This window comes from Streptomyces sp. NPDC048106 (assembly GCF_040706415.1).
GTDB lineage: Bacteria > Actinomycetota > Actinomycetes > Streptomycetales > Streptomycetaceae > Streptomyces.
This window is the reverse complement of sequence record NZ_JBEZND010000061.1, coordinates 1-13,531: the sequence shown is the minus strand read 5'-3', so window position 1 is coordinate 13,531 and position 13,531 is coordinate 1. Positions and strand designations below refer to the sequence as shown.

The following is a 13,531-nucleotide window of genomic DNA, read 5'->3' as shown; positions in this document are numbered from 1 at the left end:
GTGATGACTGGGAACCGAGGCCGTTTGCCGAAGATCGATGAGGAACGCGGCGTCGAGGATGTGACGCTCCTGATCTTGGAGTGGTTGGGCGAGCAGGGTGTGAACGCCATGATCAGGATGGACGCCGAGAGACTGGCTGACAACGCGCCAGCGTGGACGTTCGCCGCCAGCGGCGGCCCGCTGGCGCATGGGATGCGAGCCGACGGGAGGACTGTTCAGCAGTGCCTGTCCGTTGCTCTGGCCCGACTGCGCGACTCCGGTCTCTCGGTTCCGTTCCGACCTTCGACCGCCCTTGCTGAACCTCGCCTTGAAGAACCCAGTTGAGGCGATCTGATTGCTGGATCTGCTCGGTGGGAAAGTCGCGCCAGAGGTCGTTCCGGCCGCGAACAGCGTCCTGGAAAGAGCCGTAATCGGCGGTGCGGTCGATGCGCCACATTTTCTGGTCAGGCAGGTCCGCCGGCTGCGGCGCGTAGGCGAACCCGGCGAGCGTGAGCAGGCCGAGATGATGTCGCTGTACGAGGCGGTGGCAGTGACGATCGTCTCCGGGCGGCGGCCGCCGTCGCGGTCGTAGAGGACGTCGAGCACGTACACGGAGTCGCGCGGAGTGCCGGCCACTACCTTTCTGCCGAGACCTGCGGCCTGGTCGTTTACTGGCGGGAGGCGACGTCCCCTCTCTCTCGTTGAGCGCGCCCCCTTCGCCGTCCGCTGAACGTTCCGACGGGTCTCAGGCCCGCGGGGGCGCCAACCACCGTTCGGCGCGGCGCTGCTTGTCGGAGTCCCCAAAGCGGCGGGCGTGCGCAAGCAGTCGGACACGCAGCGGTTCGGGCAGGCGGGTAACGTCCCGCTTCTGGCGAGGGCGGGTCTTCCAGCCCACCAGATGCCGCACGGCCCCAGCGTCGTGCCGCTCCTCGGCCCGCGGGTCGGCCATACCGGCGATCAGGTCGGCGATCGGCACCCTGCCGAGCAACTCGCCGGGCACGCCCTCGTGGACGGGGTAGCCGGAGCAGCGCCCGCAGCCGGCGCCGTACCACTCGAGCAGAGCCAGCACCCGCTCCACTGGGTCGGGGAACGTCAGTCGCAGTCGGTCCGTGAGTTCCGCGAGCAGTTCAGGGGAGGGACTGCAGCCGGTGCGGGAGAGGTCGATGAGCCGGTCGGCGGTCCCCTCCAGTCCGGCGGGCATCGCGGCCAGCCAGTTGCGCTCCTCTTGGATTCTCTCCTCCGCTCGTTGCCGGGCGGCCTCGAACTGCTGCATGGGGCCGGGCATGCCATGCCGGTCCAACCACGCCAGGAGCAGGCGGCCGTCGGCGACGATAGCGTCGCTCTCCCACTGCCCCCACCTCAGTGCCGTCCCGTGGTGCAGGACGACGACTGCGAGCCGCCCACCGTCCCGGTCGAACACATCGAAGCGGACATCCCCGAGGCACATGCATTGGAAGCCGGGCAGCGATTCCACGGCCATGGCCCTCCTGAGCTGGTCCGACTCCGCCGGATCGGAGAGGTCCACCCGGATGTCTCCGTCCAGCCCGGACCCGCTCACCGAGGTCACCTGAACCACGTGCGCCTGCTGCAGCACGCTGTCCAGCGCTGTCGTCCTGTCCACGAACCGATCCCTCCCCGTCCGGGCCACAGGTGCACAGCCCGCCCGATTCCACCGCGGCTCCGACCGCGTCGCAACCTGATATCCCCCGCGCCCGCACTTCAGCTCGCACGCCGACAGGCGGATCCCTCCGGGGTGAAGGTGAAGCCGTCCGTGAACAGAGTGCCGCCGTCCCGGAAGGCCCAGAGAACGGGTTCGGCATGGACGGAAACCGACGACGAGCTTGGACTCGGGACGAAGCTGTTCCAGAGGTGGAAGCAGAGCAGGGTGTCATCACGTCGGTCGGTCGCGTAGGCCAGCGTCTTGGGGTAGTTGGGGTTGTTACTCCCGAACAGGACCGAAGGCGGGCCGAACGCCGTGACGACGTCGCTGAGGAGACGGTCCTTGCGGCACCAGGTCTCGCTGACGCGACGGATCTCGTCGTGCTCAGCCGAGGTGAGGGTCCGGTCGAGTCGCAGCCATCCTTGACGGTGCGCGATCTCGGCGTAGACCGAGGCCACGGCGCCCTCGTGTGTATCACCCCAGAGATCTTGGAAGGCTCCGCTCACGCCGGTGGGGGCGAATCCTCGGCGGGTTCGCAGATCCTTCAGTTCCTGCTGCCATGCCTGCTCCGAGGCGTCCATGAACGCCACTGCGTCGAGGTAGAGCCTGAGTGCCATCTCCCCGCCGTACATTCCCGGCCGACGCAGAGCGTCGTTCAAGTGGGTGAGCAGGTAGTCGCGCACTTCTTGGGCCGTGCGCCCGTCGTTGTCACCGGTCGGGTCGGTCGTCATCTGTCCTCCTGTTGGTCCTCGGCCCCAGAGGAAGGGGGCTGCGGTAAGGACTCCGGAGAACCCACCAACCGGCAGCCTGGAGCGACGGGGCGCGGTCGACAAGTCAGGCAGGGCGCGTCGGGTGGACGGACGAGCGGGCCGGTCAGGCGGGCAGGTGGGTACGTCCGACGGCGGCAAGAGCGGTCGCCAGCTGTCCCATCAGGTGTTCGTGGGACGCCGCGGGGTTGGCCTGGAGGGCCAGGAACGCCCCGTCGAACCCGGCGAGGGCGAAATCGACCGTGGCGTCCGCCACCTCCTGAGCCCGCTGCGGGTCCACCACGGCGAAGGCTCGCCAGATCAGCTCGTGCAGCCTCCCCCGCGCCCGGATCCTCACCCGCTCCACGATCTCCGTCGTCTCCGGCGCGCTCCCGCTCAGCAGGAGCAGCACGAACAGGCGCAGAAACTCGGGGTGCTCCGCGAGGGCGACTCCCGCCTCTCCCAGCGCCCGGTGCAGATACCGCTCCGGGGTGTCCTCGGCCGCCACCTCCGGTGGCGACGCGCTCGCGAAGAAACGGGTCGCCCCGCGCTCCATGACCGCCGCGAGGATCCCCTGCTTCGACGCGAAGTGCCAGTAGATCGAGCTGTTCGGCAGCCCCGACTCACGGGCGATGTCGGCAATGCTCGTGCCGTCGAACCCGCGTAGCGACATCATCCGCGAGGCCACGTCGAGGATTTCCTCTCGTGAGCGCTCGCCCTGGAGCAGGCGCTTGTTGCGGCGTCCGGAAGCTGTGGTCGGCATGCCGCCAGCCTAGTGGCAGCACCGCGGATGATTTTCTGGATCGTTCACTCCAGAACCTTGACACCCCTGAACGCCGTCCTGTCGAATTGCCCGCGACCTTCCATCTGGAACGTTCCTTACAGACCCGAGAGATCCGGGGCTCCTCATGCGTCCTCATGAATACGACACCGACGTCGCGATCATCGGTTACGGCCCTACGGGAGTCGCCGCCGCCAACGCGCTCGGGGCACTGGGCGTCACCGCCGTGGCGTTCGAGCGCGAAACCGACATCTACCGCAGGGCCCGCGCCGTGACGGTCAACGACTGGACGATGCGGCTCTTCCAGTCGGTCGGCCTGGACGAGACCGTCAAGGCCGACATGGATCCCACGGTCGCCCTGCGCTGGATCACCTACGACGGCACCGAACTGCTGCACATCCCGTTCCCGCCCGGGAAACTGGGCCACGCCACCTCCTACGCGATCTACCAGCCGGCCCTCGAGCAGTCCCTCAGGGACGGCGCCGCCCGCCACGGCGACAAGGTCCGTGTCCGGTACGGCGTTGAGGTCACCGGCGTCGACCAGGACGCCGCGGGGGTCACCGTGAACACCCGCGACCTGGCCACCGGGGAGACGGCGACCCTCCGCGCCCGCTACGCCCTCGCCTGCCACGGCGGTGAGGTGAGGACCCGCGAGCGCCTGGGCATCAGCCTGGTCGGCAGCACCGTCGACGTCCGCTGGGTGGTCGTCGACGGCAAGGTGAAGCGATGGTGGCCCAGCCGCCACATCCTCACCTTCTGGTCGGACAAGGAGCGGCCGGTCGTCGACATCGCACTCGGCCGGGACAACCACCGCTGGGAGTTCCCGCTCCGCCCGGAGGAGACCGACGCGGACTTCGCCACCCAGGAGTCGCTGTGGCCGCTGCTGGAGTCGGTCGGCGTGTCCCGCGAGGACATCGACATCCATGGGCACGCCTTCTACAGCCACCACGTCCGCTCCGCCGACTCCTGGCGGCTGGGCGAACGGGTCTTCCTGCTCGGTGACGCCGCCCACCTGATGCCGCCGTGGGCCGGTTCGGGCATGCAGTCCGGCATCCGCGACGCCTTCAACATCGCCTGGAAGCTCGCCGGCGTCCTCGAAGGCACGCTGCCGCTGTCGATCCTCGACTCCTACGAGGCCGAACGCCGCCCCAACGTCGACTTCTACACCGAGGTCTCGGTGCAACTCGGCCGCGTCATCACCCAGCAGCTCACCGAGGAGGAGCAGGCCGCCCTCGCCGCGCAGAGCGACGAGCTCCCGCCGCTGCTGTGGCCGCCGTTCTACGTCGCCGGCTGGTTCACCGGCCCCGCGTCGCCGGACAGCGCGGTCGGCAAGATGATCCCGCAGCCGCGCGCCGCCACCGTCAACGGCCTCATCGGCCGCCTCGACGACCTGCTCGGTGACGGCTTCGCCGTCCTGGGCGACGGGGTCGACCCCACCGCGGTTCTCTCCCCCGACGAGAAGGCGGCCTGGGACGCGGTGGGCGCCCGCTACCTCACCGTCCGCCAGGCCGACCAGGGCACCGAGGGCCCCGACGAGATCGTCGACATCGACGGCACCCTGCTCGCCTGGCTCCGCGAGTACGACGCCCGGGTGGTCGTCGTCCGGCCGGACCGCTTCGTCGCCGCGGCGGACCCGTCCGGCCTCGCTGTTCCCGCCTGATCCACGCCCCTCACGTCCAGGAAGGACCCCCTGACATGCCCGCAACCGTCAAAGAACTCTCCTATGTCGGCATCGAGGCCGACGACCTCGACGCCTGGAGCGGCTTCGCCGGCCGGCTCCTCGGCCTGATGCCCGCCCGTCATGAGGACGACATCCGCACCTTCCGCCTCGACGACCGCGTCCACCGCACCATCGTCGTCCGCGGGCCCCGCAACGACCTGGCCTTCGCCGGCTTCGACTGCGGTTCCGACGCCGATCTGGACGAGGTCGTCGCACTGCTGCGCGCGGAGGGCAACGAGGTCGTCGAGGGCGGCGCGGAACTCGCCTCCGAGCGTGGCGTGGGACGGATCTACGTCACCACCGATCCCGAGGGCAACCGCGTCGAGCTGATCAACGGCCTGAAGGAGGCAGACACCCCGTACGCCGGCGATGTCAACAAGTACGGCTTCCAGACCCGGCAGGGCGGTGCCGGTCACATGTTCCTGCTCTGCACCCCCGGTGGCGGCCGCGAACGGATGCTGGAGTTCTACGGGCATCTCGGCTTCAGGCTCTCCGACTACATCAAGGACGAGGTCGCCCCCGGCGTCTTCGTCGACGCCGCCTTCACCCACTGCAACGGCCGCCACCACACGCTGGCCTTCGCGGAGATGCCGGCGCCCTTCAAGCTGCACCACTTCTTGATCGAGAACAACGACATGTCAGACGTCGGCTGGGCCTACGACCGCATCGTCGAGGCCCGTGTCCCCCTGCTGCACACCCTGGGCATGCACCCCAACGACAAGATGTTCTCCTTCTACGCCCACTCGCCCTCCGGCATCGCCGTCGAATACGGCTGGGGCGGTCTGATCATCGAGGACGACAGCACCTGGGAGGTGGCCGAGTACGACACCATCAGCGCGTGGGGTCACAAGAACCCCATGGAGCTCGGCACCTCCCTGATCGAACTGGCCAAGCGGGGCCAGGAACTGCAAGAGGCCGCGATGAAGGCAGCCGCCGGGAGGGCCGCCGAGTGAACCCCGCCATCACCTCGGGTCACGAGGTCCACAGCCAGGACGTCGCCGCGGGTGGTCACCGCCTGCGTGTCTACACCTGCGGCGAGCCGTCCCACCCGGCGGTGCTGTTCCTCCACGGCTCCGGTCCCGGGGTCAGCGCGCCCGCCAACTGGGCTCACCTGATGCCCTCGTTCGCCGAGGACTTCTACTGCGTCGCCCCCGACGTGCTCGGCTTCGGCGACTCCGACCACCCGGACCCCGCCCCCACCGGCGGCATGCCCGGCTACACGGACGCACGCGCCCGCTCCGTGATCGCCCTCCTCGACGCCCTCGACATCGACAAGGCGCACTTCGTCGGCAACTCGATGGGCGGCATGATCACCCTCCGGGTGGCGCAGCTCGCGCCGGAGCGCGTCGACCGGATGATCCTCATGGGCAGCGGCGGGGCACCGCTCGCCCCGGGCGAGGACCTGATGAAGCTGATCACCTTCTACCAGGACCCCTCCCCCGCGGCCATGGCCGACCTGCTGGTCCGCTTCGTCCACGACCCCGGCCTGTTCGGCGGCGAGATCGAGGACAATGCCCGGACCCGGGTCGCACTGGCGACCCGCGAGGACGTACGGCGCTCGCACCTGGCGACTTTCGACCCCGCGTACCCGCCGGTGAAGTACTCACCGGAGGCCCTGACGGCCATCGTCCACCAGACACTGGTGCTCCACGGCCGGGAGGACCGGATGCTGCCGGTGAAGGCCGGCCACTATCTGGCCGAGCACCTGCCCAACGCCCAGCTCCATGTCCTCCCGCACGCCGGTCACTGGATCCAGATCGAACAGGCGGCCCGTTTCACGGCACAGGCGAAGCTGTTCCTGTCCGAGTAGCGGCCATGCCGTTGCCGGGGAAGGCAGGGAGGCTTCGAAAGCCCCCCTGCCCCGGTCGCGGACCAGTGTTGTAGGTGGGTGTCGATCTCGGCGGCGAGGAAGGAGGGATGCCCCTAATTCCTCCGCGTCACTGCGGTGTTCATGTTGCGCGGGTCAGTAGCGGGTCCACTTCTGGTTGCTGCCGCCGTTGCAGGTCCACAGCTCCAGCAGGGTGCCGTTTGCGGTTCCGTTGCCGGTGGCGTCCAGGCACAGCCCGGACTGGTTGCCGGTGATCGTGCCGTCGGCGTTCAGTGTCCACTTCTGGTTGCCGCCGCCGTTGCAGGTGTAGATGTCCACCTTGGTGCCGGGGCTGGTGCCCTGCCCTGCCGCGTCCAGGCAGTCACCGCCGTAGACCCGCAGCTCACCGGCTGAGGTGCTGGTCCACTGCTGGTTGCTGCCGCCGTTGCAGTCCCACAGCTCCACCTGGGTTCCGTTGGTCTGGGACTGGTTGGGCACGTCCACGCAGCGGCCGGAGCCGGCGCCGGTGATGGGGCCGGTGGTACCACCGCCCGTTCCGCCCGGGCCGGGGGTGATGGACAGCTTGTCGAACTGCGCCGTCTCGCCCTGGCCGGTGGCGTAGCCGACCTGCCCGCCCGCGTAGCCGTAGTCGTTGGCCGAGCCCACCGTGGAACCGTCGATCGAGGCGGTGATGGCGCTGCCGGAGAAGGCGAGTGACAGGGTGTGCCACTTGTTGGTGCCGATTGCCGCGGTCGTTCCGTGTGCCAGCGTGGTCACGTTGCCGCCGGTGTCGGACCTGAGGATCGACCAGGCTCCGGTGTCGCTCACCCGAAGGTGGTAGGCGTTCAGGCCCGCCGCCCCGCTGTAGCTCTGGGTGTTGGCTCGGCCGAGGAGTTCGGCGTACCCGGACTTCTCAAGCAGTACGTCGGAGGAGACGGTGTAGTCGCTCCAGCCGAGGTCGCCGAGCAGGGCGTGCGGATCGGTGAGCGGGTCCCAGGTGATCGGTGCCTGCGCGCTCATCTGCCGCACGCACTTGCCGCTGCGGCCGCCGCCGCAGGCCGCGACCTCGAAGGCGCCCTGCCAGTCCATGAGGTACTTCGCCTCGGCGCCGGTGGTGTAGCCGTCGAAGTCGTCGCTGTAGGGCAGGCTCATCGTGCTCTGGGCCGGGCCGGCGGCCGTCCCCTTGCCCTGGCCGGTGGTGGTGGTGATCGTGTAGACACGGCCGGGCCGCACTGTCAGGCTGAAGCCGCCGTTCGACGGGGTGATGTCCGAGGAGTGCACGAAGTAGTCAGCTGGATCGGTGGAGTTGACGTTGGTCGACCAGACGTGGACGGTGCCGGTGGACAGTCCCCCGGTGACGTTGAAGTTCAGCGTCTGGTCGCTGCTCGCGTCCATGGTCTCGATGACCGTGGAGTAGTCGGACTTGTTCGTGGACTTCAGCGAGACGTAGCTGCCGTTGCCGCGGCTGCCGCCGATGTAGCCGCTGGAGGAGTCGAGATACCGCCAGCCCGGGGCGGTGAACTGGCTGGTCTGGGCCATCACCCAGGCGTTCTTGCCGATCGCGTAGTAGCCGGACCACGGCTGCGCGGTGAGCGCGAGACCCATGGTGGGGTACGGAAGGTTCGGCGTGATCGCGGCGACCACGGGCCAGTTGAGGTACGCGGTCATCTTGCCGTCGATGTAGCCGCGGTTGATGCCGCGGGCCATCGCGTTGGCTCCGGCGTTGTAGTCGTCGGACCCGTTCTCGCTGGCCCACAACTGCTTGCCGGACGACGTGGCGGACGACGGCACACTGCAGTCGGTCTGCGCGGACCGGTACCCGCACGGGTAGTGGGTGCCGATGATGTCGACCGAGGAGGCGAAGGCCGAGTCGGAGTCCACGTCGTTGGCAACGGTCCAGTCGGAGTCGGCTGCGACGATCTTGACGCTGCCGTAACCGTTGCTGTTGAGCGCGCTGCGCAGTTGCTCGTACCAGGAGACGTTGTAGCCGCGCTCGTTCCATCCGCCCAGGTAGTCGATGGTCAGCCCGTGCTGTTTGGCGCAGCCCAGCCAGGAGACCAGGTAGTTGATCATGTCGGTGGACCAGAAGTCGCCGTTGCCGATCCAGCCGGGCGCGCCCCAGGCGAGGCCGTACAGCTTGATGTTCGGGTTGCGCGCCTTGGCCTGCTCCATCAGCCACCACTCGTAGCCCCGGTCGCAGTTCAGGTCTCCCCGCGTGTGCTCGTGGCTCGGCTCGGCACCCGAGGTGGAGTTCGTGTCACCGCCGATCTCGGCCTTGAGGATCTGCAGGGAGGCGCCGTAGCCGGGCCGGAAGAGGTAGTCGAGGATCTGGCCTCGCTCGGGCTCGGGATAGTCGACCAGGAGCCTGCTGTTGCCGCCGCCGCCGCTGATCGCGCCCACACCGTCGAACGTACGGCCGCCGGAGGAGCCGTCGATCGTGATCGAGGTGGCCGCGTGGGCCGGCTCGGCGACGCCGGCGACCATGCCGGCGGCGGCCAGGACGAGGCCGATGAGCACGGCCGTCGACGTTCGTAACTGCCGGAGCAACCGGCTGAATGCTGACACGGTGGCTTCCTTTCGGGGCGGAGGCGTCTTGCTGCCGGTGTCGGAGGTCCTGCCCCAGCGACCGCCGGGACGGCGGTGCGTGCCGTCCCGGCGTTTCGCGTCGCTGTGGGTCCTCAGGAGGTCATCCGAGGGTCCATCGCTGGTTGGAGCCGCCGTTGCAGGTCCACAGCTCGGCCAGGGCACCGTTGGCCGTGGAGGCCCCGGTGACATCCAGGCACAGGCCGGACTGGACACCGGTGATGGTGCCGTTGGAGTTGAGGGTCCACTGCTGGTTGGACTGGCCGTCGCACGTCCAGGTCTCCACCTTGGTTCCGGGGGAGGTGCCCTGGTTGTAGGCGTCCAGGCAGAGCTGGCTGCTGCCGCTGAAGACCGTCAGCTGGCCGGAGGAGGTACGGGTCCAGGTCTGGTTGGACTGGCCGCTGCAGTCCCAGATCTGAACCTGCGTCCCGGGAGTGGTCGACGAGTTCGGCACGTCCAGGCACTTGCCCGCACCCACCGCGTGCAGCGCGCCCGTCGTCCCGCCACCGGTGCTGCCACCGGAGCCGCCCAGCGCGGAGACCGTGGCGTTGTACGCGGGCTTCGGCTGGTAGTTGCTGTCGTACATGGTGGCCGCTCCGTAACCGGGGAACGTGCCGGGGATCCAGGAGTGGCCGTCGTCCACACCCCACTGGCTCACCCCGACACAACGCGAGACGGCCAGGCAGTCGTTGACCACGGTGCCGTAGTCGTTGGCCTGCTGCTGCAGGCTCGCGCTGGAGGTGGGCAGCTGGATGCGGTCGTCCAGCTCGGTGATCGCGACGTCCAGGCCGAGGTTGGCGAAGCGCTGCATGTTGGCCAGCATCGACGAGGGAACCTGACCGTCGATGAAGTGGCTCTCCAAGCCTATGCCGCCCAGGGGCACGCCCTGGGAGAGCATCGACTGCGCCAGGCTGTAGAGGGCGTTGCTCTTGGCGTTCTCACCCTCGATGTTGTAGTCGTTGATGTACAGCTTGGCGTTCGGGTCCGCGTTGTGCGCGGTGCGGATCGCGTCGGCCAGGTAGCCGGAGCCCATCGCGTTGTAGAACACGTCCTGGCGCAGGCTGCCGTCCTCGTTGAAGGGCTCGTTGATCACGTCCCAGGCGTAGATCTTGCCCTTGTAGTGGTTGACCTCGGTGGTGATGTGGGACTCCATCACACCCTGGACCTGGTTCTGCGGCAGGCTGCTGACCCAGCCGGGCAGCTGGGAGTGCCAGACCAGGTTGTGCCCACGCACGCGGGCGTTGTTCGCCTGGGCCCAGTTGACGATCTGGTCGCCGGGGCCGAAGTTGTAGGAGCCGTTGGACGGCTCGACGGTGTCCCATTTCATCTCGTTGCCCGGGGTCACCATGTCGAACTGCGCGTTGGCGATCGACATCTCCCCGCTGACGTTCAGGTCGCCGTCGGTCAGCGCGGTGCCGAAGTACTTGCCCTTGGCCTCGGCCAACGACCGGAGCGTGGTCGCTGCCTGGGCGGGGGTGGCCGTGAGCATGGCGAAGATCGTCACCATGGCCACGGCCATCGCGGCGATGAGGACGCCGGACCGGCTGCGTTGTGATCGGTGCAAGCGAATGCCCGGGGGCATCGGGGACCTCCCATGTCGTTGTGTGCGGGTACCTCTCCGGGCACACGTCCGCGTGGACCGGCGTACCGGTCGCGGAAGGGCGCCCGCAGATTGGTCCGGCCGGCCTCACGGCGGCCGGTGATCGGAACGGCGCCGGCGGTGGCTCCCTCGGTGGGAGGCGCGTCAGCGGCGGCCGGCTCGCGCGGCGGTCCTCCGGGCCGGCCGGAGGACCGCCGCCTTCCCTCCGACCGTGGTCTGGGTCAGCGGTAGCCCGCCGCGGTGATGTCGGACTGCACCGCGTCGTCCGTCGCGTCGGACGGGTACCCCGCGACGATGGCCCCTTCGTAGAAGGTGCCGGCGCTCAGGTTGGCGCCGCCGCCGGGCTTGCAGCAGTCGCCACCGCTTCCGAGCACGATGGCCCCCTGTTTCTTCATGGGGCTGTAGCCGCTGGGCAGTCCGCCGTTCCACAGGGTGGTGAGGCCGCCGGACTGCGCGTCGCCGCCCTTGAGGGCGAATCTCGACGTGCCGTCGTTCTTCAGCATGGCGGTGACGAACTTGCTGGTGAAGGCGCGCTGGCCGGTGTTCCATGACTGGCTGCCCCCGGAGTACAGGCCCCATTCGAGGTCCGCCTGGACCCAGGGCCCGCTGCCCGAGCAGCCGCCGAACCAGCACTCGGTGCCGAAGTTGATCGCGTCCATGGCACCGGCCGCGTCGGCATTGCGGGTCGTCTCACTGTTGCCGTAGTCGAAGCAGCAGCCGTTGTTCACGTGGGTGCCGCTGGTGACCATGTACGCGCCCTCGGGTGCGCTCCCTGTCGGCACACCCGTCAGATGACCGTCCCGCCAGTAGCTGTTGCCGGGGTTGATGTACAGCGAGTACGCCTTGGTCCCGCCGGCCGTCAGCGACTGCGAGGTCGCCGTCGCCGGGCTGCTCTGACTCGACCCGGGAACCTGTGCCGAGCCCTGGTACCACAGGTCGTTGCCGTGCCCCGACTGGTCGTAGACCGCGGTGATCACGCACGAGGTACCCGAGCAGAACGAGTCCTGCGCCGCCGCGTTGGCGTAGCCGCCGGGCGCGAGTACTCCGATGTCCCTGGTCGCGTTGTCCGACGAGCGCCTGACCTGGTACAGGTTGCCGCTGTAGGAGGCGTAGAGCGCGCGGACCGTGCTGTGCGCGGCCACGCACGGCGTACCGCCCGCGGCGTAGATGTCACAGGAGTGCGAGCCGTTGGCCGGCGGGGTCGTCGACGACATGCTCCACTTCTGGTTGCTCTGGCCGTTGCAGGTCCACAGGATGACGGCGGTGCCGTTGGCGGTGCCGGCTCCGTTGACGTCCAGGCACAGCCCCGACTGCACGCCCGTGACGGACCCGTCGGAGTTCTGCCGCCACTGCTGGCTGGACTGGCCGCCGCAGGTCGAGATGATCACCTGGGTCCCCGGCGTCGTCTGGCCGTTGGAGGCGTCCACACAGCGAGTGCCGCCCATGGTCCGCAGCTCACCGGACGAGGTGAACTCGAAGGACTGGTTCGCCTGGCCGTTGCAGTCCCAGATCTCAAGGGCGGTGCCCGCCGTGGCGACGTTGCCCTTGACGTCGAGACATCGTCCCGAGGCCGAGCTCACCAGCGGTGCGGCGACCGCGGACGCCGGCACCGACCACGTCAGCGCGGTCGCCAGCATCGTGGTCAGCAACGCCATCACGCACACGGCGGCAGTCGTCGGGAACCGGCGTCTACGCGCCGCGGCGTTGCGGGGGGAAACGGATGAAGGCTGCATTGTCCTGTTCCTCGCACATATGGGGGGACGAAGGTGACAGAGAGAGTGCGTGGCCGTCCGAAGGGAAACGCTCAGCGGGTCTCACCCCGCACCGGCATGGCTGCGGGAGCCGGACCGGACGCTTGTTGTTAGCGCTAACATGAGGGGGGATGATCGGGGTTTCTTCCTCCCTGGGGACTGGAATGAGGGTCGCGGGGCGGACGGCACCTTGGGGAGGTGCGCCCCGAGGCACATGGGGTGAATGTATACGGGGTAGGTCGATGGATGTCCACACCCCGACGACAACTGACCGGGAATGCGCCACTCCATCACGACGATCCCTCGTAGACATCCCATCTCTCGGCGAACGGGCAGGAGTACGTCAACTCCGACGGCACCATCACGGGCGTGCGGTCGGGCCGGTGCGTCGACGCCGGCGGGCTTGGAGTCGACCCGTTACGGACGACCCGGCTGCCGACCGCGGCCTCAGCCGAACACGCGACGCCGGATCTCCCGGCGGTAGTCCTCAAGTGTCTTGTCCAGGTGGACCGTCGCCGCCTCAGCGGCCGCTTCCGGGTCCCCGTCCCTGATCGCGCGGTGGATCGCCGCGTGCTCCACCACGGCTTCCTCGGCGTGCCCGCCGACCGTGCCGTGCAGCCCGATGATGCTCGACTGGCGCTGGAGCCGGCGGATCTCGCGCACGGCCTCGACGAGGAAGGGGTTCTGCGACGCCTTGGCGATGCCGAGGTGGAACTCGTCGTCACCGCGGTCGAACAGGTCTGGGTTTCCGGTCAGATGGCCTTCCCGGCAGACCTCGGCGGCTGTCTCGATCGCGCGCAGATCCGCCGGGGTGGCCCGGGTCGCGGCCTCGATGCCGTACGACACCCAGACGCGGTACGCGTACAGGAAGAACGCGACCGTCGCGATGCACACCATGCCGGCC

11 protein-coding genes and 1 pseudogene are annotated in these 13,531 nt (G+C 68.8%); 4 read left to right on the top strand and 8 right to left on the bottom strand.

The window, feature by feature from the left end; all coding sequences use genetic code 11:
• Positions 1–24: 24 nt before the first annotated feature.
• On the top strand, positions 25–324 hold the full coding sequence (locus tag AB0927_RS37970; RefSeq protein ID WP_366672435.1) for a hypothetical protein: 300 nt from the start codon (positions 25–27) through the stop codon (positions 322–324).
• Positions 325–356: 32 nt separating this feature from the next.
• On the opposite strand, the pseudogene AB0927_RS37965 reads toward AB0927_RS37970, so the two are convergent.
• From AB0927_RS37965 to AB0927_RS37950, 4 genes and pseudogenes are all read right to left on the bottom strand, one after another.
• Positions 357–651 (bottom strand): annotated as a pseudogene (locus AB0927_RS37965) (Tn3 family transposase); the annotation flags it as partial.
• A gap of 73 nt (positions 652–724) precedes the next feature.
• Positions 725–1,600 (bottom strand): hypothetical protein, encoded by an 876-nt coding sequence (locus tag AB0927_RS37960; RefSeq protein WP_366672408.1) that lies wholly within the window; start codon positions 1,598–1,600, stop codon positions 725–727.
• A gap of 98 nt (positions 1,601–1,698) precedes the next feature.
• Positions 1,699–2,370 carry a hypothetical protein gene (locus AB0927_RS37955; RefSeq protein ID WP_366672407.1) on the bottom strand — a complete coding sequence of 224 codons (672 nt, stop codon included), beginning with the start codon at positions 2,368–2,370 and terminating at the stop codon, positions 1,699–1,701.
• 142 nt (positions 2,371–2,512) lie between these two features.
• Positions 2,513–3,148: a helix-turn-helix domain-containing protein gene (locus AB0927_RS37950; RefSeq protein ID WP_366672406.1), complete on the bottom strand. Its 636-nt coding sequence runs from the start codon at positions 3,146–3,148 to the stop codon at positions 2,513–2,515.
• 145 nt (positions 3,149–3,293) lie between these two features.
• On the opposite strand from AB0927_RS37950, the gene AB0927_RS37945 reads away from it, so the two are divergent.
• Genes AB0927_RS37945 through AB0927_RS37935 form a run of 3 tightly spaced genes read left to right on the top strand, consistent with a single transcriptional unit; the run spans position 3,294 to position 6,696 of the window.
• Positions 3,294–4,826 carry a bifunctional 3-(3-hydroxy-phenyl)propionate/3-hydroxycinnamic acid hydroxylase gene (locus tag AB0927_RS37945; protein WP_366672405.1) on the top strand — a complete coding sequence of 511 codons (1,533 nt, stop codon included), beginning with the start codon at positions 3,294–3,296 and terminating at the stop codon, positions 4,824–4,826.
• Positions 4,827–4,861: 35 nt separating this feature from the next.
• Positions 4,862–5,839 carry a VOC family protein gene (locus AB0927_RS37940; protein ID WP_366672404.1) on the top strand — a complete coding sequence of 326 codons (978 nt, stop codon included), beginning with the start codon at positions 4,862–4,864 and terminating at the stop codon, positions 5,837–5,839.
• Positions 5,836–6,696: an alpha/beta hydrolase gene (locus AB0927_RS37935; RefSeq protein ID WP_366672403.1), complete on the top strand. Its 861-nt coding sequence runs from the start codon at positions 5,836–5,838 to the stop codon at positions 6,694–6,696. The genes AB0927_RS37940 and AB0927_RS37935 overlap by 4 nt, the downstream gene beginning before the upstream one ends.
• Positions 6,697–6,849: 153 nt before the next feature.
• On the opposite strand, the gene AB0927_RS37930 is transcribed toward AB0927_RS37935, so the two are convergent.
• The 4 genes from AB0927_RS37930 to AB0927_RS37915 all read right to left on the bottom strand — a co-directional run.
• Positions 6,850–9,258 (bottom strand): ricin-type beta-trefoil lectin domain protein, encoded by a 2,409-nt coding sequence (locus AB0927_RS37930; protein WP_366672402.1) that lies wholly within the window; start codon positions 9,256–9,258, stop codon positions 6,850–6,852.
• Between the two features lie 121 nt (positions 9,259–9,379).
• Entirely contained in the window at positions 9,380–10,795 is a 1,416-nt protein-coding gene (locus AB0927_RS37925) for an endo-1,4-beta-xylanase (RefSeq protein WP_366672401.1), read from the bottom strand.
• Positions 10,796–11,097: 302 nt separating this feature from the next.
• Entirely contained in the window at positions 11,098–12,531 is a 1,434-nt protein-coding gene (locus AB0927_RS37920; RefSeq protein WP_366672400.1) for an arabinofuranosidase catalytic domain-containing protein, read from the bottom strand.
• A gap of 543 nt (positions 12,532–13,074) precedes the next feature.
• On the bottom strand, positions 13,075–13,531 hold a 457-nt coding region (locus AB0927_RS37915; RefSeq protein WP_366672399.1), incomplete at its 5' end, for an FCD domain-containing protein.

What these genes read in the sequence shown, in the direction of transcription:
- AB0927_RS37950 (WP_366672406.1), bottom strand. Translation starts at nt 3,148, where the DNA reads ATGCCGACCACAGCTTCCGGACGCCGCAACAAGCGCCTGCTCCAGGGC.
- AB0927_RS37920 (WP_366672400.1), bottom strand. Translation starts at nt 12,531, where the DNA reads ATGGCGTTGCTGACCACGATGCTGGCGACCGCGCTGACGTGGTCGGTG.
- AB0927_RS37940 (WP_366672404.1), top strand. Translation starts at nt 4,862, where the DNA reads ATGCCCGCAACCGTCAAAGAACTCTCCTATGTCGGCATCGAGGCCGAC.
- AB0927_RS37945 (WP_366672405.1), top strand. Translation starts at nt 3,294, where the DNA reads ATGCGTCCTCATGAATACGACACCGACGTCGCGATCATCGGTTACGGC.
- AB0927_RS37955 (WP_366672407.1), bottom strand. Translation starts at nt 2,370, where the DNA reads ATGACGACCGACCCGACCGGTGACAACGACGGGCGCACGGCCCAAGAA.
- AB0927_RS37925 (WP_366672401.1), bottom strand. Translation starts at nt 10,795, where the DNA reads ATGGCCGTGGCCATGGTGACGATCTTCGCCATGCTCACGGCCACCCCC.